Consider the following 24,995-nt stretch of genomic DNA (forward strand, 5'->3'; position numbering starts at 1 on the left):
CGCCGAAGGCGCAGAAGACCTCGCCTTGCACGCTCTCCCGCACCTCCCGGCAGAGGCGGCCGGGGCCGGAAGCAGGTGCGGGCCCGCTCGTGCCGCCATCACTACGCGATCGCGACAGCCAACCCCCTGCACCCGCCTCACTTGGCATGGAAGCGTCACCGCCGTTGGAACCATCCGGCCCGAGCAGCCGTCAAGGTCTTTGTCGCGCACCAGGTAAGGCGGATACCGTGCGCGCTCGTCCGGGTGCGTCGCAGACGGTGCGGACCTCGGAGATCCAACGGCAACCGGCAGACGCGGGACCACGCGGTCGGGCGGGGCCCGCCGCGGCCGTCCGCCGTGGGCCGACCGCCCCGACGGCGGGGCTCCTGCGGCCTTTCCGCCATCGTCTTGAGAGAAGAGCAGGACACCATGGAATTCACAAAGGCAAAGGGGAAGCTCTTCGCCATCGGCGCGGTCGTCACCGCCCTCGGTGGCCTGGGCACCGCCCTCCTCATCGGGTGGTTCTTCGAAGGCGGCCGGCTTCCGATCATCCTGTTCGGTGCGCCGCTGCTCCTGCTGGTCGGCCTCGGCGTGGTCGCCTACGCGCTCATACCGTTCCGGCTCCGCGTCGACGAGCACGGCATCACGACGCGCCACGCCCCGGAAGGCCTGAACACCTCGGTCCCGTGGCCCCACATCGCCGCGCTCACCATCGAACGCAAGCCGGGGGACAAGGAGGACCGGGCGCCCTACATCGTGCTGTGGCCGACCAGAGAGGCGAACCTGGGCACCGACCCGAGCTTCGACCGCAACGGGCACCCCGCCTACCTGCTGGGGCAGATCGACGAGATCAAGGAGCCGGAGGAGCGGATCCGTTCGGTGCTCGCCCACTACGCCGGTCCGCGGTTCACGCAGCGGCAGGACGGCGTGCAGGAGCGGTACTGGACCGACCCCCGGAGCGGGCAGGAGATGGTCACCTTCTCCCCCACGGGGAACGACGGGCGGCCCGTGCCGCAGGCGCCGCGGCCCGGCCGGGCTCCGCAGCCTCCGTACGGGCAGGGTCACCCCCAGCAGTACGGGCAGGGGCAGCCGCAGCAGCAGGTCCCGTACCCCCCGTACGGGCAGGGATATCCCCGGCAGCAGCCTCAGCAGCCTCCGTACGGGCAGGGTCACCCCCGGCAGCAGCCCCCGCAGGGTCACCCTCAGCAGTACGGGCAGCCGCACCCCCAGTGGCACAACCGCGGCTACTGAAGGCGCGCGGCTCTCGCGGCGCGGCCCTGATGCGACCGCCGCCCGCGTCAGCGGGGAGACCGGTCGGGCCCCGGCCGGGCCCTTGCCGGCCCGGCGGGCGGCCCCCGTCTCCGCCCCCACGACCGGCAGAAGGACACCGCCATGGGCGGCACAATGTCGGCCATGGTCGACTCCTCCCACCATGACACCCCCGACGGCATCGCCTGGGTGGCCGGTCCCGACGGCTACGGACTGGCCCTGAGCGACACCGGCCTCCAGTGCCGCAACCCCAAGGGGCGCGTCCTCAAACGGACTCCCAAGCACATCGCCGACTCCGAGATCGGACGGCGGCTCGAGCGGCTGCGCGCCTGGCTGGCCGAACACGAAACCGAATGCCGCCGCCTGGTGCGGAAGTGGACCCGCGGCTCCTGGCCCGTGCCGGTGGCGCTGCTGGGCCGCCTGTGGCCCGATCCCACCTGGCAGCGGGTGCTGAAGGACGCGGCGGTGCGCGCCTGCGACGAGCGCCCCCTCGATCCCCCGCTGGAGGTCTCCGGGCTGCTGCGCGAGATCGACGGGACCGGCCGCGTCGGCGTGCTCACCCTGGACGCCGAGACCGCCTGGCTGGAGACGAGCCACCTCGTCTTCCCGCACCCCCGCCACCTCACCGACCTGGAGGAGGTCCGCGACCTCGCCGTGGACCTCGGCATCGAGCCCGGCACCGACCAGCTCGTCCGCTCCGACCGGCCCCTGGAGTCGTACAACGCCGAGCGGCTGGGTGCGGAACGGCACCGGACCTGGCGGCGCGGACACCTGCTCGGCGCGCTCATCGCCCCCGCCGGCGTCGACACCGCGCTCTCCGTCGACGCCGACGGCCACCCGGCCGAGCAGGCGGTGCGCGCCCGCACCTACCGCCACCCCGCCCTGGGCGGGCGGCCCGTGGTCCGGTTGTCCTCCGACACCGAGGCGCCGGCCGCCGATCTGCGCGCCGAGCGGGTCGGCTGCGCACCCGCCGTCCCGGGTCCGCCCGTGTCCGCCGCCCGCCGCCCTGCCCTGCTGGGCTACCCCGCCTGGGCCGTCGTCCACGATCCCGACCGCGCCGACGTCGCGCTCAGGGCCTTCGACCTCTACGCCGGCGCCCGCGAGGAGGCGGCGGCCAAGCCGGGCCGGGCGTTCGACACGCTGCGGGCCTTCGCCCGCCACAGGCTGCCCTTCTCCCACCTGCCGGCCTTCTGGGCCCAGGCCCGGCAGGTGTTCGCCGACATCGGCAACCACCACTGGGCCGGACAGTGCCGCCGCGCGGTCCAGGAGTCGCTCGCCGACGCCGGGATGGCCGGCGACCTGGAGCTGCGCCGGGCACTGCTGCGCGAAGGGCTCGATGACCTGGACGCCTTCTGCGCCGTCCTCGCCGAGCACGAGGGCCCCGAAGCCGCCTACGAGGAGTTCCGGTCCCGGGCGCTGCGCGGGTTCTACAACGAGAACTCGCTCTTCCGCGACCTGAACCGCTTCGCCAAGGCGGCGGGCAAGGATCCCGCGGAGGAGAAGGTCCGCAACCTCGGCGAGTTCTTCGCAGGCGGCGGGAGCTCCGGATCGGATTCGTTCTGGAAGCAGCACCGCACCGCCATCGTGCGGCTGGCCCGCACCGACGACGCGTTCCTGCGCAAGCTGGTCCTCGGCGACGACATGTGGCTGACCCACGCCCAGTCCAACGGCGTGCTGCAGCGCCTGCTCGCCGACGAGGCGGTCGCCCGGCGGCTGCGCGGCGGCGTGCTCGACCCGCCCTCCTCGGTCACCGAATGGCTCGGTGACCGGCTGGTCAAGGAGCGCGCCCGCGGTGCCCACGCCTCCCCGGCCCTGCTGGAGCTGCTCGCCTTCTTCGCCCCCACTCTCATCGCCGAGGACGAGGGGCTGCGCCTTGCCCCCGCCGACGACGATCCGGTCGACCCCAACGCGCTCGACATCGCCCTGGAGCACCGCATCCCGTTGGCCCGCCCCGTCGCCGGCTTCTCGCTGACCGAGTGGTACCGCTCCGGCGAGGAGGCGCGCCGCCCCCTGGCCCACGTCGCCGCCGATCCCCGCTGCACCGCCGTCCTCGAACGCGAGATCGGCGCCTTCGAGGACGCGCCCGAACCCGCCACCGAGCGCGGCTACCGCCGCAGGACCCCTCCGCCGTTCAAACGCGACCGACTGCTGGACTTTCCCGCACTCGCCCCGATCGTCACCCGGCTGCACCCCGAACTCGCGCCCAAGGCCCCCGCCCCGGCAAACGAGGACACCAAGGCCGCCGAGACCGCCAAGGGCGCGGAGGAGCCGGCCGTTGCCGCGGCGGTCGAGGAGACGCCCGCGCCACCCTCCGCGACCGACTCCCTGCTGATGCGGGCCCTGTCAGGTCTCCACCTGCACGCCCCGGACAAGAGCCGCGACCCCGGCGACCAGGACTCCACCCTCCGATCGCTGCGCAGCACGGCCGCCCGGCTGCGCGGCGAGGAGGCGCCGCCCGAGGACCTCGACCGCCCCGCCCTGCACTGGGCGCTGCTGATCGAACGCATCGGCGCCGTCGCCCTGCGCGCCGCCTCCCCCGCGACACCGCCCGACCAGCGCGCGGCCCTCATCGAGTTCCTGCGCGCCTGGGCCGAGCTGCCGTTCGCGGCCGATCCCGCCCGGGGCTGGCAGTACGGCGCCCTGGACCGTGCGTTCACCGATCCCCCCGACGCCGTGGTGCTGCACCTCGGTGGATACGGCGGCCACTACAGCACCTTCGGTCCCGGCTCCGACCAGGTCCTCTGGTTCGTCCGCCCCGCGCCCGAATCCGGCGCGGCCGACCCGCTCGGCGAGGACGTCGTCTTCGTCCGCGACATCGCCCCCGGCTGGGGCGGCGCAGAGCAGATCACCGCGTTCTGCGACGAGCTCGCCCGGCGCGGCCCCATCCGCTGGGGCATACCCGCCCGGGCCGCGGCCGAGCGCCTCGCCGACCGCCTGGAGATCACCCCGTCCGCCGCCACGCTGGTCCTCAACGGCTTCCCCTCCACCACCGAGCGAGGCAAGCCGCTGGACGACCACCAGCGCCGCGCGCTCAAGGCCAAGGTCCGCGAGACGACGGGTGCCCAGACCTTCCTGGCACGCTTGGACAGCGGCCAGCGGCTGCGGCTGGCCGCCGCCGTGCCGCCCGGCGATCCCGCCCGGCTGTGGGCCAAGGACGGCCCGGACGACGCGGTCGAACGCGTCGAAGCGGTGTGGCGCGGCGAGGGCCTCCCCTCCGACCGGGTCGACATCGCCACCACGCTCACGTCGCCCGGCTACGTCAGCGTGTACCGCCTGGCCGTGCTGCAGTCGCCGCGGCGCTCGGACGGCCTGACCCGCGATCCCGACTCGACGATCCAACTGACCGGCTCCCGGCCCGAACTTCCGTCCTCGTGGCTGCGCAGCAACCTGGAGGCCCTGGTCCAACTGCTGCCGTGGGCCGCCACCCGGCTGCCCGTGGGGCATCCCGCCGCGCGGGAGCTGCCCGCCGTTCTGGGCCTGCTGCGCGAACGGCTGCGCCACCCCGACCTGGTCCTGAAGATCGGCTGGACGACCCTGGCGCGCAGGCAGAAGGAGAACAACCGGATCGCCGAGGAGGTGTTCGGGCCCGACACCCTCCGGGGCGGGAACCTCGCGGTGTACGACGACGGGGTGTTCGTCGTCGGCGTCCATCCGCGCTACCCCTCCGAGTTCCTCTTCCGTCCCGCGCGGCTGACCGAGCGGTGGGACGAGCCGGACATCGCGATGAAACGGCGGCTGCTCACCGAGTCCTACGGTGACTTCGCCGAGCAGTGGGCCTTTCTGGAACTGCTGTTCAGCGACGGCTACACCCGTCTGGCCGAACGCGCCGTCGACACCCCCGTCCCTGAGGGGCACCACGAGGCCGACCCGGCCCGCAGCGCGCCCGACCTCGTCGTCGAGGTGGGCGGAACCCTCGGTGTCGGGGCCGACGCCGCGGCGCTCTACCTGCAACTGGCCGCGCTGACCGATCCCACCGACGCCAACGTGCGCGCATGGAACGGCTGGACCCCCGAGCGGCACGAGCAGGCCCGCCGCGAACTGCTCGGCACCGGCGCCGTCGTCGTCCAGCCGGAACGCGAGGTCGAGGCCGATCTCGCGGTCGAAGGCCGGACGACCGTCCTGCCGGGCGGGCTCACCCGGGTGCGGGGCGTGCACCCCTACAGGGACTGGGTGATGGAGGAGGGCAAACGCGGCCTCTACCCCTCCATCGAGGACTTCAAGAACCGGGGCGTCTCCCCGCTCGCCCCCGGCCTGGTCCACCGCCCGCTCCACGAGATGTTCGACCTCGCCTGGCGGCGCACCCGCGACGACTGACCGATACCCGGCGACGGGGGCCGCAGAGGGCCGACCGCCACAGTGCACGCGGTGTCGGCGGCTAAATCGCTGATGGGAGGGGACTGGGATCGTCTCCAGGCCCTGCTGTGGTTCCGCGGACCTGGTGAGGCCGTTGCCAGGCGCGCCGGCGCTGACGGCAGCCTTCCCGGGTCATGCGGTGGTGAACGGGAGGACTGCGACCACAGCCTCCCGTTCCCATCGACGGTCTAGCCGTCCTCCGGGCGGTCGCCGGGGTTGGGGACGATCTCGGTGCGGGCTTCGACGCCGGGTTGCACCCGGGTCGGTTCGACGCCCACGCGGGTGGCATCGGGCTCGATCCGGGTGGGGTCCACCCCCACGCGCGTCGCGTCCGGCTCCACCCGGGTGGGGTCCGGTTGCACCCATGTCGGGGCGGGGGGCGTCCCCTGGCCGCCGGTGGGCGTCGCCGGGGGGCTCGGCGGGGACTGCGGGGCCCACTGGCCCAGCGCAGGGACGCGCGGGCCGGTGCGGTGGTCCCCGGTCCCGGGGGCCGGTCCCCCGAGGTACGGGGGCGACGTCGGCACCGGGTACCCCTGCGCCACCGGGCCGGGGTGGGGCGCGCCGTACCCGGGCATCGGGGCCGCGTACCCGGGCATCGTGCCGTACCCCGGCATGGGAGTCGCGTATCCGGGCATCGGAGTGGACTGACCCGGCATCGGGGGCGGGTAGCCGTGGTGGGGCGGGTACGGGTACCCCGCTGCGGGGACCGCTGTCCGCGGCTGCGGGCGGCGGTACCGCAGCCGCTCGCACAGCCATACGCCGAACCCGTACGCGGCGGGCGGCAGCAGCAGCGCGATCCACGTCGCCGGCGCCGGCTGCTCCAGCACCAGCCAGGTGGAGAACCCGCCGAAGCCTGTGAGCCCCATGGACAGGTAGACGCCGTGGAACTCCGAGCCCAGCAGCACCTGGGCGAGCGCCCCGACGTAGAGGGTGTGGCCGCCCAGCGGCCGCCACAGCAGGTAGGCCAGCGCCGCATAGGCCAGGGCCACCGGCAGGGCGATCAGGGTGAGCGCGCCGAAGACCTCCCGCATCTCCTCCGCGACTCCGGGCTCGCCGGAGAACCCCAGTGCCAGCAGCAGCATCACCGACCACCCGGGCAACCACACGACCAGCCCGAGACCGGCGATCGCGGTGGAGATCCGGACCGGCGCGCCGCTGCCGTGCAACAGCGGGCGGGCGACGCGCTGGGGGGCGGGGTCCTGGGGCAGCGTCGCGGCCAGCCAGATGAACAACAGCGGCGCCGCCAGGCCGGACAGCAGCAGCGGGGCCCAGCCCCAGGTCCCCATGCCGGTCACGACGCCGACCACCGGCTCGCGGACCAGGTCGGGGACGAGCACGGGCAGCCGCGGCGGCGACACGACGGCGACGGTCGCATAGACCAGAGCGATCAGCGTGCCGAAGACGGCGCCGCCCAGTCTGCGGCGGGCCGGGAGCGCGGCGAGGCCGAGCGACATCAGCAGCAGGAGCGGCCACACCACCGTCTGGTGGGCGACGAGGACGCCGTAGCGCGACGCGTCGGGGTGCAAGGGGTGCGACGACGGGGACATCTCGCCGATGCGCAGGATCCCGGACCAGGCGGCGCCGACGGTACACCACAGCAGGAAGGACAGCACGACCACCCGCAGCGTTCCCCGGCCGAGCCAGGTCCGCGGCGAGAGCGTCCGGCGCCAGGCCGGTGCGGCGGCGGTCCTGGCGTAGGGCACGGCCAGGCGGGCCAGCACCAGTTCGCTGCACCCCTCGTCGGTTCCGGGGTCGGCGCGCAGCGCGCGCCGGGCGACATGGCGCCACCACGGCACGGGCAGGGCGCTCCAGGACCGCAGCACGGCTTCGCGCGCGGCCCGACGGGTGGGGTCGTCGACGGTCTCGACGGCGACGGCCACCGCGCGGTCGCGTTCGGCGGGGGCCGGGCGCAGGCCGATGCGGCCGGCGGCGGTGAGCGCCGCGTCGACCACCGTGCGGGTCCGCAGGCCGATGCGCTCCAACCGGGCGCAGCGCGGCCCGCAGCCGGGATGCCCGCAGCGGTGCACGGCCGTGATGAGCGGGACCTCGTTCAGGACGATCTCGCTGAGCAGTCGCCGCTCGGCCGGGCCGCCCGCGGCGAGGCGGCGCAGCCCTTCGGCGTCGACCTCGCGCCCCCGGTAAACGGGGACGCCGTCGCGCAGGTATCCGGCGACGAACGCGGTCACGGCCACCGCGGCCTGCTCCACCGAACCGATCCCGCGCAGGTAGTCGCGGTCGTAGACGGTGTCGCCGATGTCGTCGAGCCAGTCGCGGAGCTTGCCGGAGCCGTCGCCGCGCAGCCACTGCTCGGCCCGCCCGCTGTGCCTGCGGAACAGCTCGGCCAGCGCGGCGGGCTCGTGCACGCTTTCACCGGCGAAGGTGACGGGGCGCCGGGCCGTGCTCGCGCGCACCGGATCGGTGGGGAAGCGGGCGCCGGCGTCGGAGACCCGCAGGCCCCAGTCGGCGTCGATGAGCCGGGTCGCCACCCGCGTCATGTGCTCCTGCGCGGCCGCGGCGTCGGCGTCGTCGACGGACTCCCCGGTGATGGCGGCGAACACCTCGGCGGCGTCGGGGCGGTCGGCGGGGTCGCGGCTGAGTGCGCGCCCGACGATGCCGCGGAGCGCGTCGGGCAGGACGTCGGCCGCGGCGTCGGGCTCCTCGTTGACGGTGCGGTGGCGCAGCACCTCCATCGGGCCGGTGCCGTAGGGCAGCCGCCCGCTGGCCGCCAGGGCGACGAGCCCGCCCCAGCAGAACATGTCGGACGCCGGACCGGCGCGGCGGCCGTCGTAGCGCTCCGGGCTGATCCAACCGGGGGTGCCCACGACCATGTCCATGCGGGTCATGGACACCTCGTCCAGCGCCTGGGCGATGCCGAAGTCGAGGACCTTGGGCCCCTCGGGCGAGAGGATGACGTTCTCGGGCTTGAGGTCGCGGTGCACGATGTCCTCGCGGTGGATCGCGGCGAGGGCCTCGGCCAGCCCGGCCGCGAACGCCGTGAGGTCGCCGCCGTGCAGCGGCCCGTGCTCGGCCAGGTGGGAGCGCAGGGTCGGGCCGGAGACGTAGGCGACCGCGAGCCAAGGGCGCTCCTCGTCGGGTCCCGCCGCCAGCAGCGGGGCGATGCAGCGCCCGCGGACCCGCTGGGCGAGGTCCACCTCGCGGGCGAAGCGCGCCCGGTAACCGGGGTCGGCGGCGTACTCCGCGCGCACGGTCTTGACCGCAGCGGGGTACCCGGAGGCGTCGCGTCCGAAATACACGACGCCCATGCCGCCCGCTCCGAGGCGGCCGATGAGCCGGAAGGCGCCGATCTCGTCCGGGTCGTCGAGGGCGAGGGGGGCGAGGGGGGCCGACCGTGCTCCGTCGGATTCCATCACGTGCTCCGCGGCGGTGTCGTAGGGGCGGTCGTGGGGCGGGGGCGGGAAAGGGTCGCTCGGTATAACCGGCCCTCCGGTTATACCGGATCCGGGCACGGCTGCATCGTGCGCGGCCCCCACGGGCACCGCCCCTCCCGCGGGCGCCACCCGGGCGCGGCGGTCCGAGAGCGCGGATCGACCGCCGACGCGTTCGCCGGACGCGGCGCGGGCTCAGGCGTCCAGGACCCGGCGGCCCTCGCGGTGGACGACGGGAGGCAGCACCGACCACGGGAAGTTGATCCACCGGTCCGTGCGCTTCCACACGTAGTCGCACTTCACCAACGACCGGGGCTTCTCGTAGATCACCGCGCTGCGCACCTCCGCCACGTGCTCGTGGCAGAAGTCGTACACCAGCTTCAGCGTCTTGCCCGTGTCGGCGACGTCGTCGGCGACCAGCACCTTCCTGCGGCTCAGGTCGACGGTGCTGGGGACCGGGGGAAGCATCACCGGCATGTCCAGGGTCTCGCCCACGCCCGTGTAGAACTCGACGTTCATCACGTGCAGGTTCTTCACGTCCAGCGCGTAGCCCAGCCCGCCGGCCACGAAGAGCCCGCCGCGCGCGATCGAGAGGATCATGTCCGGCTCGTAACCGTCGTCCGCGACGGCCTGCGCCAGCTCCCGCATGGCGGTGCCGAAGAGCTCATAGGTCAGGTTCTCGCGGTCGTCGTTCACGGATGCACCCTCTCAGCGTCTCTCGAATCTCCGGAACCCGCTCCGGGCCGGGCTCCTCACCAGTATCCCGACCTGCGGCGGTGGTCCGGATCCGGCCTTCCGGGCGCCTTGCCCCCATCGTTCTCGACGACGAGGCGGCCCTGCTGGAGCAGCGCATCATCACGGCCGGACGGCACCGGCCGGGCATGCGAGGAGATCCGGCGTGACCGGAAGGGGACATCCCTGTCGCCACCGGCCGTCGTCGGCGCGGCGGTCCGGTACCTTGCGGCGATGGACATGATGTGGACGGGGGTGCGCGAGCGGGTGCTCGCGCTGCGCACGGCCCCGGGGGCGCACCGGGTGTTCGGCGCCTCGGTGGGGAGGTTCGGCCACCGCTTCACGCTGCGGCCCCCACTCACCGAGGCCGAGCTGCTGGAGACCGAGGAGGCGCTCGGCGTCAGGCTGCCCGAGGAGTACCGCGGCTTCCTGCTGGAGGTCGCCGCCGCCGGTGCGGGACCCGACTACGGGGTGCTCCCGCTGACGCGTCCGAAGGAGGGCGGCGCCGCGTCGGCCGAGCACCTGCGGCGGCCCTTCCGGCCCGTCCACGTGCAGGAGCTCACCACGGCGCACCAGGCCGGCAAGCCCCTTCGGAGAACCTACGCCGACCCGGACGAGTACGTGCGGGACTACCACGCCTGGGACGAGCGGGACGACGAGCTCTTCGACGCGCTGGACGAGGGCTCGCTCCGCGTGAGCGAGCACGGCTGCGGCTACTTCACGCTGCTCGCCGTGACCGGCCCCGAACGCGGCACCATGTGGGCCGACGTCCGGGCCACCGACGAGGGCGCCGTCCCCTTCCGGCGCCCGGGCAAGGAGCGCATGACGTTCGCCGAGTGGTACCTGCGCTGGCTCGCGCGCGCGGAGACCCGGGCCAGGGGCGAGGCCGAGACCGCAACGGGGAGCGCGGCGGCCCCGTGACGGCCGCGCCGGAGGCCACCAAGGTTGGAAAGGTCGCGTCTGGCCTGACCGATCCGGCGCCGGGCGACCGTCCGGGTCCTCCTCTCCCCCCGCCGCCGGTTGCCCGGTCTCCTCGGTGCTCCTGTGCGCCTCTTCCGGTTCCGGCCGGACCGCCGCGGCCTGCGATGCGGCCCCGCTCCGGCCCCGGCGACCGGCGCGCCAATACGATGAGCCCATGGTCTTCAAACAGGTCGGCACCGGCCGTCCCTACCCCGAGCACGGGCTGGCGCCCCGGGACTGGGCGCGGATCCCCCCACGTCAGGTGCGCCTGGACGAGCTCGTCACCACCAAGTCCACGCTGGACCTGGAGCACCTGCTCGCCAAGGACTCCACCTTCTTCGGCGACCTTTTCCCGCATGTCGTGCACTGGGAGGGCCGGCTCTACCTCGAGGACGGCCTGCACCGCGCCCTGCGCTCGGCCCTCCAGCAGCGCCGCACCATGCCCGCCCGCGTGCACGACTTCCACGCGCTCTGATCAGGGCCCGGTCACGCCCTGATCAGGGCGTCGCCGGCCAGGACCACCGAGTCGTGCCCGCAGCCGGGGAGGTGGGGATGGGCACAGCGCCCACACGCGGCCCGGCGCTACGCAGCCTCCTCCAGGTGCCGCGCGGCCGACGCCATGATGCCCGCGAACTCCTCCTCGCGCTCCAGCTCCTCAATGGCCTCGGACTGCACCCGGTGGTTGTCGTAGCAGGTGGTGGGGCGCTCGCCATCCTCCCTGGGCTCATCGCGGCACGCGTCCAGCAGCTCCGGTACGGACGGCGAGGACGAGCCGTCGTCGACGTGGACCGAGAGCAGGGCGAAGTGGACATCGGACGCCTTGCCCCAGGCCATCTGCGTCGACATGTCCGTTCCCCCGCCGGAGAACTCCATGATGAACCCGTCGCTCCCCTCCGGAAGGTCATCCTGGGAGAGGCGCCTGATCCTCCCCTCCATCCTCTCGTCACCGACGTAACCGGTGAACCTCGAACAGGCGTCGATCATCCGGACCTGCGGCCCGGTATCGGAGGCGTCCTCGGAGGGGTCTTCGGTCACCAGGATGAAGCTGTAGGAGGTGGTCGGGCCGGAGGCGCCGTCCGGCCTCGCCGTCTGGAGCGCCCCCTCGGCGGCTCCCTGCGGCACCTGCTCGGATCCGCTCTCCTCCATGGCCGCCCCGCACTCCGCCGGCTCGACCCGATCGAAGTCGGGAGAGGAGGACCCTTCGCTCTCGATCTCCGCCACGTCGCCCGTCTGCACCAGGTAGCCGTCGGGGTAGACGTCGTCGGGCGGCAGCAGCGCGTCCAGTCGCGCGCTGGGGCGCAGTTCGACTCCGGATCCGCACCCTGCGAGCGCCAGCGCGAGCAGCATGGGCACAGCGGCATGGCGAAACGGGGAAGGCATGGGGGTCCCTTTCCGATCGGTGCCCCGGTCACGGGGGCAGACGAGGTGATCCCCCTCCGACGCCGTGTTCCACCGCGCGGGGCCGGATACGGCCATGATGGCACGGTCGCCGGGGCGGCCACCGAGCGACCGCGGCGACGAGGAGGATCGCCGGGGTGGAGCGGACGAGCCCGTGGCCGAACGGCTGGGGCGGGGTGGGAAGCGCGGGCTCCCTGCGGTCGGCCCTCCGGGGGCCCGGCGCGGAACCGGTGGCGCCCGTGCGTTCCGGCTTCGGCCGCTGTGCCAGGATGCTCCGCATGACCGACACGACCGAGGAGACCGCGGCGCCCGAGGTGGCCGACGGGGTCGTGGTGACGGGGGCGGCGGGCGGCATCGGCTCGGCCGTGGTCGGCGCCCTGGCGGGACGGGGACGGCGCGTGCTCGCGATGGGGCGCGACTCCGAGCGGCTCGCCGCGATCGCCGAGGCGCACCCCGGAGTCCGGCCGGTCCCGGCCGACCTGCGGCGTCCGGAGTCTCTGGCGGACGCCGTCACCGGCATCGCCGGGCTGGACGCGCTCGTCCACTGCGCGGGGGTCGCGCCGGTCGCCTCCGTGGCCGCCTCGACGGTGGAGCTGTGGCGCGAGACCCTGACCGTGAACCTGGCCGCGGCGGCCGCCTGCGGCCCGGCTCTCCTTGAGAGCCCGCCCGCCCACGGCCAACGGTCGGGCGGGGTCCGGGCCAGGCTCAGCCGAGGTGGTTCAGCGCCTGCCGGCCGAGCTCGGGCATGACCTGCTCGGCGTGCTCGAACGTCAGCACGGGTCCCATCGAATCGGTGCCCCTGGGACCCCATTTCACCTCGACGAGCATGTTGTCCCGGCGGATCAGCAGCTCCGCCAGCCTCTCGGTGGTGTCGTCCCTGTTGTCGCTGTAGACCAGCACGCTCTCGTCGCCGATGTCCATCGCCCGCTTCTCCAGCCTGGTGCCGAACATCCCGAAGACGTCGCTCTTGGGCCCGAAGCGCTCCTCGGCCTGCGACACCGATTCGGGGTCGTCCGTCGAGACCATGTACTCGAGGTCCAGGGAGACGGAGACGTTGTCGTCGGTCCGGCCGCTCCAACTGCACGACGAGAGGAAGTCGGTCACGTGGAGGTACGGATCGTCCTCCTCGACCCGCATCCCGGCGAGGGTCTCGGCACCGAAGGCCGCGCAGGGATCCTCCGGCAGGGAGTGCGGGCCTTCGCCCACGCTGACCTCGGTCGGGGTTGCCGGGCCGGCGTAGGGCTCCCATGTCCGCATCGACGTCTCCGCGGCATCGGGCGTGCTCCCGGGCCCGGCCTCCTCCTCGGCGGCGTCGGCCCCGGTCGGGGCGGCGGCCTCCGGGGTGCCCTCGGGGGTGCCCGACCCGGTCACGAGCACCACGCCGATGGCGATCAGCAGCACCAGGACGAGCCCGCCGACGCCGAGGATGATCCACTGGCCGGCCCGCTGCGGCGCACCGGGTCCCGACGGGCCCGCGGGTGCGCCGCCGGGCCCGTGGGGCGGTTGCCCGCCCTGCCACGTCCCCGGATGAGGACCGGGATACGGGGGACGCGGGTGCGGCGGAGGTCCGGGCTGCGGCGGGTGCCCTCCCATTCCGGGATTGCCCGGTCCGGACGGGGGCGTGGACGGCCGGTTCTCGTTCATGGATGCCTTGTCTGGTGGGGAGGCGACCGGAATCGACCCTCCTACTCTCCCACCGGGAACGCCGTGCCGGGTCCGCATCGCGGCCGCGTACTGCGGGCAGTGGCTGAGCGGCCGCCAGAGCGTGCCCGGCCCCGAGGGCGGGAACGCCGCGGGGTCCGTGTGGCCGCTTTCGGCCCTTCTTCCGTCTGCGGTCCCAGGACGGGGACCGGTGTCGCTGTGCGGTTGTAGGGTCACCGTGCGGATTGGTCCGTCGGTCGCGCATGGGGCGAGCGCGTCGCGGTCCGTCCGCCCCTCTTCCCCCGCCCTCATGCTGGAGGCCTCGTGCAGCCGCACCACCCGCAGTACCAGCAGCATCACGCTGGTTTCCCGCCCGGCTATGGACCGCAGGCCGGGCCCGGCGGGCAGGCTCCTCACCCCCATCCCGGGGGCATGCCCTATCCCGCGCCCGCGGGAGGGCCGTTCCCCGGCTATGCGTGGCCGGGGCCGCCGCCCATGCCGGGCACGGCCAAGACCGTTCGGGTGCTGATGTTCGTCCTCGGCGGCCTCGGCCTGCTTCTCGCCGCGTTCATGGTGGTCGCCGCGGCCCTGCCCTCGGCCCGCGCCGGCATGGTCGAGGCCATGGGCGAGAGCGGTTTCACCCCGGACGCCCTCGCGGCGGTGGTGGCGATGGTCCTGGTGGTCGTCGGCGGCTACAGCGTGGTGTCGGTGATCCTGGCCGCCTTCATGAAGCGGCGCTCGGTGCTGGTCTACTGGTCGGTGATCGCCTTCCATGCGGTGGCCCTGGCGTGGTCGCTGCTCACCCTGCTGACCGGCAGCGGCACCCTCCTCACGGTCGTGCCCGCCGTACTGATGCTGGGGATCATGAGCAACCGGGTCACCCTGGCCTACTACCGCAGCGGCGCTTCCTGACCCGCGCGGACATCCGACCCCGTCGCCGCGGTGAACCACCCGGTCGCGCGGCCCGGTGGCCCGGTCCCTCTCGGTCGACCAGGCGGGATTCATCTCGCGCACCCTGCTCGCGCACTGGGTCCAGGCAGAGGGATGGTCCCAAGCCGACCTGCGCAACGCCAACGGCGTCCAACGGGCCTGACCGGGCACTCCCCGGACCGAAGCCGTGCCGGCGGTGCGCAGCGTCCCCGCACGGGGGCGACCGCGGCAGCGGCCGTGCTCCCATGCACGGACATCCGTGATCCTGTGCATGCCGATCACGGAGATCGCGACCGGCTCGAACAGGCTTGCCGCCTGCTGTGCGTCATGATCTGTGCGGTAGGAAGGCATCGTGACTGACGATCAGCGACACGGCGGTCGGCGGCGGGACCGCTCACATGTGACCCCCTTCGCGAAGGTCCTGTCGAGCACCCTTGGGTGCCGTCGGTACATGCGCCGAGCGGCCGGGAACGATCGGTCTGCTCGCGAGGTCGACCGTGCCGGTCGGCGCCGCTGTACAGATGGTCGTGCTCTCGGACCGTGCTGCCACACCGCTGAACGGAGAATCCCCCATGCACCGAGGACTGCTGCGCTGGATCGCCGGCCATAAACTCCTGGTCGGCGCCGTGGCCGTCGCCGTGGTCGCAGGACTGATCTGGTGGAGCAACGGCGACGACGATGTCAGCGGCGACGGCGACACGGCCGTCGGCTACCGCGCAGAGCGGATGGCTGAACTGCGTACCCTATGGCCCACGGCCGGCTACCAGGGTGAGGACTTCCTCGGCGACGCCCGCAGGGAATGCGCTGATCCGGACCTGTGCCACGTGCTGTGGGCCGAGGTCGGCAAATCCGACACGGCCGACCCCGATGATCCGGTGGAGAAACTGGCTTACGTCGCCGAGTACGACGACTCCGAGGGCGCTGCGACCGACTTCCGGGTCCGGACCTTCCGGATGGAAGGCGCGGTGGAGGACTCCCCCGCTGAGGAGCGGACGGCGTTCTCGCCGGATGACCCGCTCTTCGAGATCGAGCCGATCGACCAGGACTACGACCAGGCGTGGCTGTTTCCCGCGGACACACACGGCATCGTGGAGCTGTACCACGACGTCGAGGCCGGCGAGGTCCGCGCCGACAAGCTGGAGACCACCGGCATCAGCAACGCCTCCGAGATGGATGAGTCCGACTTCGAACGGACCCGCTACCGCGATTACGACGACCTCCACGAGGATCGCTACCCGGCCCTGCGCTACGAGCGCGACGGTGAAACCGGCTACATCGGTCTGGACGGCAGGGACGTGTGTGTGGACGAATCGGGGGGTCGGTGTTTCCCCTCGGAGGGAGCGTTCGTCTCCGCGGCCCCGCTGGCCGACCTCTACCGGATGGGCCCGCACGGGCACGGCATCGAAGGACACTTCATGTCCGCTGTCTTCGATCCGAACACCGCGGTCGAGGCCGAGTTCACCACCGATAACGTGGCCGGCCGCCCGGCCCGCATCTCGTGGGGCACCGGTGATGAGGCGACCGCGACGACCTTGTGGATGATCTACTTCGACGACGGGTACCCGGCGGTCATCTCCGACCCGCAGGATCCCGAGGCGACCGGCTACGTCGACGCCGTCGGCGACGACGAGGAGGAGGACACGAGCCGCGTGGGCCGCCTGCGCGGGATAAGCGGGGCGGCGGCTTTCGGTTCCCCGGCGGAACCCGACGACACGCCCCGGACCCTCGTCGCCTTCCATCCCTCTGGCACCCCGCCCCTGGTGAGCCCGGAACAGGAGGTCGCCTGGCGCGGCGAAGGAGCCACCGTCTATGAGACCGGTGACGCCCAGCGCTGGACCGATGTCGCCTTCATCCACCGCTCGTCTGAAGACAGTCCGATACAGACTCAGGTCGTCATGCGTTGAAGCACGGTGCCGGGCGCACCCTGACGGCAAACGGGCGACGGCTGCGGCTGTCGAGATCGGCGGGCGTCAGACGCTACGGGGTGAGGACGAGGAGGATCACCGGGATCGCCGGGGTGGTGAGGGCCAGGGCGGTGAGGAAGCCGGCCGTGAAGGCGTGGCGGTGGTGCCAGGGGCGTCGGGGCTTCTTGCCGCTGTGCCGCGGCCAGTAGGCGACGCCGTTCGCCTGGGCGCGCAGCCGGGCGAGATCTGCGTCGGTGATGACGTGCTGGTGCCGGGAGTGCCGGGAGTCCTGGGGACGCTGGGCTGCCTCGGCGTTGGCGCGGTGCATCCAGGCGGGCAGCACGCTGCCCTCCGGAGCGGGGTCGGCCGGATCGTTGCCGGGGCGGAGCGGGCGGACCGGGTAAGGCTCGCGGCGGGGCGGGGGCGGCTGGGGCGCCGCGGAGAAGCGTCGGCCGCGCGGGCGCGCGGTGACGGCGCGCAGGCGGCCGGTGGGGTTGGTGGGATCGGTGATGTCGGCGGGGTTGGTCGCTGTGGTGGTGGCCATGGTGGTCGACGTTCCTCACAGGCTGTGGACGAAAGGTGGGGGAGGCGGGGTTGTGCCGGTGAACCGTGTGAGGCCGTGCCGGGGAAGGGACACGCTCGGACACCGCTCTTCCCGGGCTTCTCGGGCGACCGAGTGAAGGTTGCCGGCGAGTGAAGGTTGCCGGGACCACGCGGCTCTCCATCCACCACCGGTGACCGTGGAAGGCTGCCGTCAGCGCCGACGCGCCGACAACAGCCTCACAGGCGGGCGCGAGCTCAGCAGGGCCTGGAACGGCATTGGCGGCGCGATGTTCCGAGCGCGTTCCCTCCGGCTTTGCCCGGGCGGTTCAGACGGTGGTCGGCGACGAGGTCGGGGCCGGGACCTGGGCGGGGTCCACGGCGAACTCGGCGAAGACGATCAGGCCGAGGTTGTAGGGGCGGTCGGCGTAGGGGTCGACGTAGCCCCAGTTCAACGTGACGGCCTCGACGAGCAGCAGGCCGCGCCGCCCCTCGCTGTTCAGCCAGTCCACGCCGTCCAGGGCCGGAATCCTGGGCACGGTGTCGGTCCACCCGCCGTCGGCGACGTCGAGGCGGAGGAGGTCGGCGTCGGGCATGGAGAGTTGCACCCACACTTCGCCGCCGTCGCCGGAGGCGGTGTAGCGCACCGCGTTGGCGAACAGCTCGGAGACGACGAGCTCGACGTCGCCCGCGATCCGATCGGGGAAGCCGGACAGAGCGGTGCGGGCATCGGCCCGCACCCGCGGCGAGAAAGCGATCTCACCGGGGTAAAGCCGCGGCTCCCACCAGCGGACGGCGGGCAAGACGTGCGAGGACGAGGCAGGCATAGGGACTCCCGGGGGTGCGGGCGGCCGAGCGGACCGTCGGTGAGTGACTACACTTAGAGAGTAAACAGTCAGCCTGACAGTTTTTCAAGTACTTCTCTCAGGCTGACATAAATGCCTGTTTTGTGGCGTGGACCATAGGATCGCTTCGCCACGGCACGCAATCGATGGGGTTGGTATGACGAGGAAGAGCTCAACCGTCCGCCGTCGACGGCTCGCAGCGGAACTGCGGCGGTTGCGCGAAGCGGCGGGGATGACAGCGGAAGAGGCAACGAAGAAGCTTGACTGGTCGCGTGGTCGCCTGAACCACATGGAGCGTGGCCGATTGGCTCGACCAGACGCCAGCGTGATGCGAGATCTGCTGAACCTGTACAAGGTGACCGACGAGAAGCAGCGCGAAGCGATCCTGACTCTCGCAAGGCAGTCGCGGGAGCGAGGCTGGTGGACCAAGTTCGACGATGTGTTCACCGATACATACGTCGGGTTCGAGGCAGAAGCCTCTGTGATCTCCACCTATCAACCCATTGTGATCCCAGGGCTGTTGCAGACCCCGAGCTATGCTGCGGCTTCGGCATCCGCGTCCCTAACGCGGTCAGCCTCGGAAATCGAACGGATCGCAGAGTCCAGGCAACGACGTCAGGAGATTCTTGCCCGCGACGATGCTCCGGAGTTCCTCGCCATCGTGGACGAGCTTGCTCTGCTGCGTCTGATGCGCACTCCTGATATGGCCAAAGAGCAGCTACAGCACCTCATCGGCGTGGCCTCAGACCGCAGCAGCACCATCACGCTACAAGTGCTTCCAATCTCAGCCGGACTCCATGCTGGTAGCCACGGCAGCTTCGTCATCCTGGACTTCCCGGATGAGCTGGACCCATCCGTCGTCTACCTGGAAGCCCGAGCGGACGGACTTTACTTGGAAAAGCCCGAGCAGGTGGAGGACTACAAGAAGGTATTCAATAGCCTTCAGATGACCGCTATGTCCGAAGCGGACTCCATAGACCTCATGTCCGAGCTGATCCACTAGGGAAGATCGTGTCCTCACCCCTCAGCGAACTCCACTTCCGCAAGTCCAGCTACAGCAACCCGCAGAACTGCGTGGAAGTCGCCCTCACCTTCCGCAAGTCGAGCTACAGCGCTGGCGCCAACGAGTGCGTCGAGGTCGCAGACCTTCCCACTGGCGCGGCGATGCGCGACTCCAAGCGTCCCGATGCCGGGCACCTCGGCTTTGCCTCCGGCGAGTGGGACGCCTTCCTCACCGCCGTGAAGGGCGACCGGCTCTAGGCCAACAGCTCTGAGACACACCTGTGGCCCGCACCGAAGGCGCGGGCCACAGGTGTCATGCGGTCGGCTCATCGAACTTTGACCGCCGCGTTCGTGGGACGGGGTGGAATTTCCAGGGCCCGGACCTGCTGTGCCGCCGGCGCTACGCGCACTGCGACAGCCAACCCCCTGTGCGAACGCGATCGTCAGACATCAGTCAGACGTCGAACATGGGCTGGAGTGCTCCCTCACCGGTCTTCTCGGGGAACGGGGAGTAGGAGCGCTTGCCCTCAGCGATCTCCTGGTTGAGCTTGAGAAGCCGAGCGACGAGCTCATCGTGGTCCTGCGCGACAGAGGCCGACCAGCCGTACGCGGCGGCAACCGCCTTGTCCAACTCCAGGTGCAGCTTCTTGAGGTCGGCGTAAGCTCCTTCATCGACCTGGTTGTACAGCGCGGTAAGGCCGATCTGCTCGGTTTCGCAGATCTGCTGCCGTCGGGCGATGATCTCCCGGCTGGCCTCAGCGATGCGCTCCCGCTGCTCCTCCGTCACCGGATCGGGCCAGGGGAAGGTCATGAAGGCATTGGACGGCGAATAGCGAAGGTCAGCCTTGAGTGTCCCCGACTGCGCCCAGCTCCAGGCCACATGCGCTGCTGAACTGAGGATTCCCATGGAATAATCGTCGTCAAAGGCGAAAACGTTCACTAGATTGCTCGGACAGGTCCACGCATCCGTCCAGATGAAAAGTGCACGCTTACCCTGCCCCTGGCAAGAGATATAACGCTCTTTCCCCTCCAACGCCAGACGCATCGCGCGCCGAGGCTCGCCGAACAACCACCAGCGCTCCTTGTAGATCTTCCGGTTGTTGGTCTCGCGGATCGGCTTGACCCGCTCCCGAACGATCTCCATGGCAGCGGGGTAGGCATTGGCCTCCTCAAGTGCGCGAAGGCCGAAGTCGATGACCCAGCGACGGGCGCGTTGCCCCGGGTCGTCCGCGATGTCATCGCCGACCAGGTACGGGCGCACGACATCCCGGTAGTCGGCATCGCCTCGGGCGAGCAGCCGCTGTGCTTCTTCTTCGTCCAAGATGAACCCCGCGCCGATCGGGATCGGTCCCTGGAACGCGTGATCGCGATTCACCGACAGAGAGACCGCGTCCCCGCTCCCATCCGACATGGCCTGCAAGCGCGACGAGATCCCCGAAACCAACTCGCCGTCCAGCACGAACTCTCCCGGTGCTCCCGGCTCCCCCGGCAGTCCCGACGCCTCCCCCGGCTCCTTCACCCAGTTGGCGATGCTGACGTGGACCTTTGCCTCCCCCGGCCAGACCTGGCTTGATATCGCGTCGGTGATCACGCCGCCGTGGTCCACGACGTAGCCGAGGCTGGCCGCGCGCGCCGAGGGCTGCCTGATCGAGTTCGTCCCGATCAACCCCGCCCGCTGGCCCGGCTTCAGGTGGTCGTGGGTCTTGCGGAACCAGTAGACGCAGAAGTCCTTGATCCCGACCCCGAACGTGTCCTTCAGGAAGTCCAGGTACTCATCACCCTGTGCCGAGCGCAGGTGCTGAGAGCCGACGAACGGCGGGTTGCCGATGACGCAGTCGACCTCGGGCCAGTCCGCCTTCAGCGCATCTTGACTGCGGAGGGCTTCGAGGTTGGTCAGCGGCAGGAAGCGCTCGGCGGCCTCGAAGTCGGCCGCGACCTGGCGGTGCCCCATCCACAGGGTGAGCTGGGCGACCTGCACCGCGGCCTGGACCACGTCGATGCCGTAGAGGTTGCCCAGGGGGTAGAACGGCAGCGCGTCGCCCGGGATCGGGAAGCCGCTCTCCTTCGCCAGCGCGCGCAGCCTCTCCTTGAGCCTCTTCTCAAGTCCGCGAAGTTCACGGTAGGCGACGTAGAGGAAGTTGCCCGACCCGCAGGCCGGGTCGAGCACCTTGAAGTCGCACAGCTCCTGGAGCAGCCGGTGGCACTCCTGGAAGGTCTCCGCCGCGTCGATGCGCGCCTGCCACGGCTGCACGATCGTGGGCCGGACGATCTTCATGATGTCGGCCTCGTGGGTGTAGTGCGCACCCAGCGCACCGCGCTTCTCGCCGAGGAAGCTCTCGACCAGCGACCCGAAAATGGTCGGGTTGACCTTGTCCCACTCGTACTCGCCGGCCTCAAGGAGAAGATCGATCTCGGTCTCGGTGAGCTCGACCACCGCGGGCCTGCTGAACAGGCCGCCGTTGACGTAGGCGGTGCCCTTCAGCACGCCGTGCCGCAGGTGCGGGTCGTCCTGGTTCAACGACCACAGCAGGCCGCCGATCAGCGCCGGGGCGAAGGCCCTGCGCTGCTTCGCCTCCCGCAGGATGTGCCAGCTCGGGTGGCCCGAGATCATGTTGAACCGTTCGGCGAAGAACAGCCACACCATCTGCAGCAGGAAATTCTGCACCACCTCCGGCGGCGCGGCGTCCCGCGTCATCAGGGAGTGGTTCACCCGCCCGATGATCTGCGCGGCGTCGGTGGTGATCCTGCGGTCGGCGATGTGGAAGAGCGCCTCGTCACCGGCATTGGTGAGGAAGAGCAGCTTCTCGTAGTGGTCGGCCAGCTCCGACAGCGGGAAGTCGGCGCGCGGCTGCGTGGGGTACCGCCCCGGCTCCCAGATCTCGAACCGGTGGAACGAGCACAGCACCACGTACTGCGCGGCCGGGCTGTCGCTGCCCGGATCGGAGGACTCCCGCCAGTAGTCCAGCGCCTGCTTGCGGTGCTTCTCCAACTGCGCGGTCTCGCCCGGCGCCTTCATCTCCACGATGAGCCGGTCGCCCCAGCGCAGGTCCATGATGCCCTGCGAGGTCTTGCTGTCCTCGAAGACCGCACCGGCGGCCCTGCGGTCGCTGCCGTAGGCCGCGAACAGCTCGTTGAGGAAGGTCTGCGCCTCGCTGCGTTCGGTACCGGAGTAGCCGGACCAGCGCTTGACGAACCTGACGATGCGGGCCTGGATCTCGGGACCGCTGAGCACGGTGCTGGGGGTTGCCATGCGCTGACCACTCCTGCTGTGGATGTGTCCGGGGGAGGAGAGACGCTAGAAGAACAGCTTGGGGTCCTTGCTCTCTCCGAAGAGCCCCTCCTGGAAGAGGTGCTCGCGGGTCTTGCGGAGCTCGTCGCCCGCGTGCGCCAGGACCTGGTTCAGCCACTCCACATCGGGATCGCCCGCGGTGGCCTGCTCGCCCTTGTCGGCGGTCTTGATCAACTGTTCCAGGTTGGTGAGCAGGCTGGAGACGTGCCGCATCCCTTCCTCACGGGCCGGGTTCGTCGAGGTCCCGTCGCTGTTGTGGTCGTTGCCGGGGGTCGAGGTTGGCTCGGGCATGCCGCTCCGATCGGGTGACTGCTCTGGCACGCGTGCGGTGAGGACCCGCACTGCTGCCACCGAGCTTAATGACCGGCGGAGACTTTTCCGCGCACGCGCCCGCGATCCCTGCTCCCGGGTTCCCGCACGACGCTTCTATGTCAAGCGAGGTGAGTACAGGGGTGGGCTGCCGCGATCGCGTGATGATGGCGGCGCGAGCGGGCCCACGCCTGCCTGCGAGCCCGGCCGTCTCTGCCGCGGGTGCGGGAGAGCGTAGAAGGCGAGGTCTGTACGTGCCGCCGGCGCTACGCGCACTGCGACAGCCAACCCCCTGAACAACCCCCGGCAAACGAGAGAAGCCGCCCGGGGCGTGTTGCCCGGGCGGCTTCCGGTGGGCGGTGGAGGTGGGATTTGAACCCACGGAGGGTCTCCCCTCACGCGCTTTCGAGGCGCGCGCACTCGGCCACTATGCGACTCCACCGGGAGCAACTCTACCGGAGACGACGGAGTGCAAAAAACTCGGTTATGACCGCGCCGCAGCGCGCGGCGACATCGGGGCCGACCAGATCGGGCGGAATCACCTCGGGGCGGTGGTTCAGCCGGCGGTCGCGCACCACGTCCCACAGCGAGCCGACCGCGCCCGCCTTGGGGTCGCGCGCCCCGTAGACCAGGCGGTCCACCCGCGCCAGGACGATCGCGCCGGCGCACATCGTGCAGGGTTCCAAGGTCACGGCGAGCGTGCACCCGGTGAGCCGCCACGCGCCCGCGTGCGCCGCCGCCTCCCGCAGCGCCAGCACCTCGGCGTGCGCGGTGGGGTCGCCCGTGGCCTCGCGCTCGTTGTGGCCGGCCCCGATGACGGTCCCGGCCGGGTCCAGCACGACGGCGCCCACCGGCACGTCCCCACTGCCGGAGGTGCGCTCCGCCTCGTCCAGGGCCAGCCGCAGCGCCTCGTCGTAGCGGTCCCGCGCCTGCTGCGCGCCGCTCATGCCCGCAGCGCGTCCAGCGATTCGGCGAAGCCCGCGCGACCGGCGACCTCGTCCAGGGCGTCGGCGGGCAGCAGGCCCTCGCGCAGCGTCAGCGCCAGCAGCTCCTCGCCGGACGTGCCGAAGTCGGAGAGCAGGCCGGAGTCGCCGGCGGGGTCGGGGTAGGGCGTCTGCCCGGTGCCCTCGGCCTCCTCGGGCTCCCCGTCGCCCTTGCCGTCCAGCAGCAGCGCGGCGAGCGGGTAGCCGGGCACGACCCGCGCGTCGGAGAGGAAGACCTGGGGGTCGTTGTGGTCGTCGACCCTGACGATCCCGAACCACTCGTCGTCGGCCTCCACCATGAGGATCATGGTGCCCTCGGCCGCTCCGGGGTCGCGCGCCCCCGCGACGTCGCGCATCAGATCGGCGACGTCGTCGATGCCGTCGGCCTCCGCCAGATCGATCTCAGCCCCCGTCCAGCCGGCGGCGGACCGGGAGAAAACCGCTGAGAAGATCGACACGTGCGCTCCCGCTCCTCTCCCCGGGCAGGCAGGGCCCACCCCGTTCGGCTTGACCGTGCTGCAGCGGGCGCCGACCGTGCGCCCGCCGTCGTTGGGGGCTTACCCCATCGCATCCAACGCACGCTGGAAGGACTGCGGGAATCCCAGCCGCTCGGAGATGCTGGCCAGCACCTCGTCCGGGTAGAGGTCGAGGTCGCCCGCGAGCGCCCCGAGCTCCATCTCGTCCAGGCCGAGGTCGGCCAGGATCGACAGGTCGCCCGCTGGCAGCACCTGGTCGAGGTCCTCCTCGTCGGGGACGTCGATGTCCAGGTACTCCAGGACCGAGCGCGCCACCTTCCAGTCGACCGATGCCGTGACGTCGGAGAGGAAGAGGCTGACGTCGTCGCGCCCGTACACGCGGGCGATGATGAAGAAGTCGTCGCCGACCGAGACCAGCCCGATCGCGCCGCTGATGCTGGGCTGCTGCCGCAGCGCGTGCAGAAGTCCCTTCAGATCCTGCGTCAGGGCCACCGGGAGCAGGTCGACGTCCCAGTAGTCCTCTTCGCGATAAGCGACGGCGGCGAAGTCACTGGAGCCGTCGTCATCCTGTTCGAGTCCCGTCATCGTCACTCCACCCGGAAGGCCTTGATGCGGCCAGGATCGCAGATCGTCCGGGACGGCGTCATCGTAACGGCTGCCCTCGCCCGTGACTCGGTCTCCCCAAGGGGGGCTGTCTCCGTGATAGAAGTCCGCGCTCACATGTCCTATTAGAACGGACGCCCCGTCCCCAACAGAACGCGATCGGAAAACTTCGTCCCACGCGGCACAGCGGCCACACTGCGGCGCCCGCCCGTCCGAGGCCGTGAACCCCCTGGTGGGTGGCGCCGCACACGGCGGCGAACCGACCGATAGCGGAGGGAAACGGCGGTCTGCGGAACCGCGGAAATCACCGTCCCAAAGTGCGTCGGCCGGCGCCGACCGGGCTTCGACCGCCGCGCTCACGGGGCCGGATGGACTCTCGGGACCCGGGCCGCCGTG

General features: G+C 71.6%; 21 protein-coding genes and 1 tRNA gene. 10 read left to right on the forward strand and 12 right to left on the reverse strand.

Going from position 1 to position 24,995, the window contains the following annotated elements:
- Positions 1–408: 408 nt before the first annotated feature.
- Together HDA32_RS28405 and HDA32_RS28410 are read left to right on the forward strand one after the other, a co-directional pair.
- Positions 409–1,230: a hypothetical protein gene (locus HDA32_RS28405; RefSeq protein WP_179646068.1), complete on the forward strand. Its 822-nt coding sequence runs from the start codon at positions 409–411 to the stop codon at positions 1,228–1,230.
- A 141-nt stretch (positions 1,231–1,371) separates the two neighbouring features.
- Positions 1,372–5,562, forward strand: coding sequence for a DUF4132 domain-containing protein (locus HDA32_RS28410; RefSeq protein WP_179646069.1), 4,191 nt, complete (start codon positions 1,372–1,374; stop codon positions 5,560–5,562).
- Positions 5,563–5,789: 227 nt separating this feature from the next.
- Here the strand turns inward: HDA32_RS28410 and HDA32_RS31625 are convergent, their stop codons facing one another.
- Both HDA32_RS31625 and HDA32_RS28420 read right to left on the reverse strand, forming a co-directional pair.
- Positions 5,790–8,969: a serine/threonine protein kinase gene (locus HDA32_RS31625; protein ID WP_179646070.1), complete on the reverse strand. Its 3,180-nt coding sequence runs from the start codon at positions 8,967–8,969 to the stop codon at positions 5,790–5,792.
- 213 nt (positions 8,970–9,182) lie between these two features.
- Entirely contained in the window at positions 9,183–9,683 is a 501-nt protein-coding gene (locus HDA32_RS28420; RefSeq protein ID WP_179646071.1) for a phosphoribosyltransferase, read from the reverse strand.
- Between the two features lie 270 nt (positions 9,684–9,953).
- On the opposite strand from HDA32_RS28420, the gene HDA32_RS28425 reads away from it, so the two are divergent.
- Both HDA32_RS28425 and HDA32_RS28430 read left to right on the forward strand, forming a co-directional pair.
- Complete coding sequence (locus HDA32_RS28425) at positions 9,954–10,640, forward strand: SMI1/KNR4 family protein (protein WP_179646072.1); 687 nt, start codon at positions 9,954–9,956, stop codon at positions 10,638–10,640.
- A gap of 214 nt (positions 10,641–10,854) precedes the next feature.
- Positions 10,855–11,154, forward strand: a complete 300-nt coding sequence (locus HDA32_RS28430; RefSeq protein WP_179646073.1) for a type II toxin-antitoxin system VapB family antitoxin — start codon at positions 10,855–10,857, stop codon at positions 11,152–11,154.
- A 107-nt stretch (positions 11,155–11,261) separates the two neighbouring features.
- Here the strand turns inward: HDA32_RS28430 and HDA32_RS28435 are convergent, their stop codons facing one another.
- Positions 11,262–12,059 (reverse strand): hypothetical protein, encoded by a 798-nt coding sequence (locus HDA32_RS28435; protein ID WP_179646074.1) that lies wholly within the window; start codon positions 12,057–12,059, stop codon positions 11,262–11,264.
- Positions 12,060–12,355: 296 nt separating this feature from the next.
- On the opposite strand from HDA32_RS28435, the gene HDA32_RS28440 reads away from it, so the two are divergent.
- The gene (locus HDA32_RS28440) at positions 12,356–12,826 is read left to right on the forward strand and encodes an SDR family NAD(P)-dependent oxidoreductase (RefSeq protein WP_179646075.1); all 471 of its coding nucleotides are present in this window, start codon (positions 12,356–12,358) and stop codon (positions 12,824–12,826) included.
- Here the strand turns inward: HDA32_RS28440 and HDA32_RS28445 are convergent.
- Positions 12,783–13,478 (reverse strand): DUF3558 domain-containing protein, encoded by a 696-nt coding sequence (locus tag HDA32_RS28445; protein ID WP_179646076.1) that lies wholly within the window; start codon positions 13,476–13,478, stop codon positions 12,783–12,785. The genes HDA32_RS28440 and HDA32_RS28445 overlap by 44 nt on opposite strands.
- A 672-nt stretch (positions 13,479–14,150) precedes the next feature.
- Between HDA32_RS28445 and HDA32_RS28450 the strand changes: the two genes are divergently transcribed.
- The 3 genes from HDA32_RS28450 to HDA32_RS28455 all read left to right on the forward strand — a co-directional run bounded on the left by HDA32_RS28450 (position 14,151) and on the right by HDA32_RS28455 (position 16,552).
- Positions 14,151–14,630, forward strand: coding sequence for a hypothetical protein (locus HDA32_RS28450; RefSeq protein WP_179646077.1), 480 nt, complete (start codon positions 14,151–14,153; stop codon positions 14,628–14,630).
- A 55-nt stretch (positions 14,631–14,685) separates the two neighbouring features.
- Entirely contained in the window at positions 14,686–14,811 is a 126-nt protein-coding gene (locus tag HDA32_RS31630) for a hypothetical protein (protein ID WP_281370418.1), read from the forward strand.
- Positions 14,812–15,220: 409 nt separating this feature from the next.
- Positions 15,221–16,552, forward strand: coding sequence for a hypothetical protein (locus HDA32_RS28455; protein ID WP_179646078.1), 1,332 nt, complete (start codon positions 15,221–15,223; stop codon positions 16,550–16,552).
- A 73-nt stretch (positions 16,553–16,625) separates the two neighbouring features.
- On the opposite strand, the gene HDA32_RS28460 is transcribed toward HDA32_RS28455, so the two are convergent.
- Both HDA32_RS28460 and HDA32_RS28465 read right to left on the reverse strand, forming a co-directional pair.
- The gene (locus tag HDA32_RS28460) at positions 16,626–17,096 is read right to left on the reverse strand and encodes a hypothetical protein (protein ID WP_179646079.1); all 471 of its coding nucleotides are present in this window, start codon (positions 17,094–17,096) and stop codon (positions 16,626–16,628) included.
- Between the two features lie 325 nt (positions 17,097–17,421).
- Positions 17,422–17,919, reverse strand: coding sequence for an ATP-binding protein (locus HDA32_RS28465; protein ID WP_179646080.1), 498 nt, complete (start codon positions 17,917–17,919; stop codon positions 17,422–17,424).
- Positions 17,920–18,094: 175 nt separating this feature from the next.
- On the opposite strand from HDA32_RS28465, the gene HDA32_RS28470 reads away from it, so the two are divergent.
- Together HDA32_RS28470 and HDA32_RS28475 are read left to right on the forward strand one after the other, a co-directional pair.
- Complete coding sequence (locus HDA32_RS28470) at positions 18,095–18,940, forward strand: helix-turn-helix domain-containing protein (RefSeq protein WP_179646081.1); 846 nt, start codon at positions 18,095–18,097, stop codon at positions 18,938–18,940.
- A gap of 8 nt (positions 18,941–18,948) precedes the next feature.
- Positions 18,949–19,197: a DUF397 domain-containing protein gene (locus HDA32_RS28475; RefSeq protein WP_179646082.1), complete on the forward strand. Its 249-nt coding sequence runs from the start codon at positions 18,949–18,951 to the stop codon at positions 19,195–19,197.
- Between the two features lie 196 nt (positions 19,198–19,393).
- Here the strand turns inward: HDA32_RS28475 and HDA32_RS28480 are convergent, their stop codons facing one another.
- The 6 genes from HDA32_RS28480 to HDA32_RS28505 form a co-directional block, all read right to left on the reverse strand.
- Positions 19,394–22,189 carry a DNA methyltransferase gene (locus tag HDA32_RS28480; RefSeq protein WP_179646083.1) on the reverse strand — a complete coding sequence of 932 codons (2,796 nt, stop codon included), beginning with the start codon at positions 22,187–22,189 and terminating at the stop codon, positions 19,394–19,396.
- 45 nt (positions 22,190–22,234) lie between these two features.
- Positions 22,235–22,519, reverse strand: a complete 285-nt coding sequence (locus HDA32_RS28485; RefSeq protein WP_179646084.1) for a hypothetical protein — start codon at positions 22,517–22,519, stop codon at positions 22,235–22,237.
- A 375-nt stretch (positions 22,520–22,894) separates the two neighbouring features.
- Positions 22,895–22,979, reverse strand: a tRNA-Ser gene (locus HDA32_RS28490).
- A gap of 10 nt (positions 22,980–22,989) precedes the next feature.
- A complete protein-coding gene (locus tag HDA32_RS28495) occupies positions 22,990–23,484 on the reverse strand; it encodes a nucleoside deaminase (protein ID WP_179646085.1) in 495 nt (164 codons plus the stop codon).
- A complete protein-coding gene (locus HDA32_RS28500) occupies positions 23,481–23,978 on the reverse strand; it encodes a tRNA adenosine deaminase-associated protein (RefSeq protein WP_179646086.1) in 498 nt (165 codons plus the stop codon). The genes HDA32_RS28495 and HDA32_RS28500 overlap by 4 nt, the downstream gene beginning before the upstream one ends.
- Before the next feature lie 99 nt (positions 23,979–24,077).
- Positions 24,078–24,581, reverse strand: a complete 504-nt coding sequence (locus HDA32_RS28505) for a tRNA adenosine deaminase-associated protein (protein WP_179646087.1) — start codon at positions 24,579–24,581, stop codon at positions 24,078–24,080.
- Positions 24,582–24,995: the final 414 nt, after the last annotated feature.

Origin of the sequence: Spinactinospora alkalitolerans (assembly GCF_013408795.1) — a bacterium.
GTDB lineage: Bacteria > Actinomycetota > Actinomycetes > Streptosporangiales > Streptosporangiaceae > Spinactinospora > Spinactinospora alkalitolerans.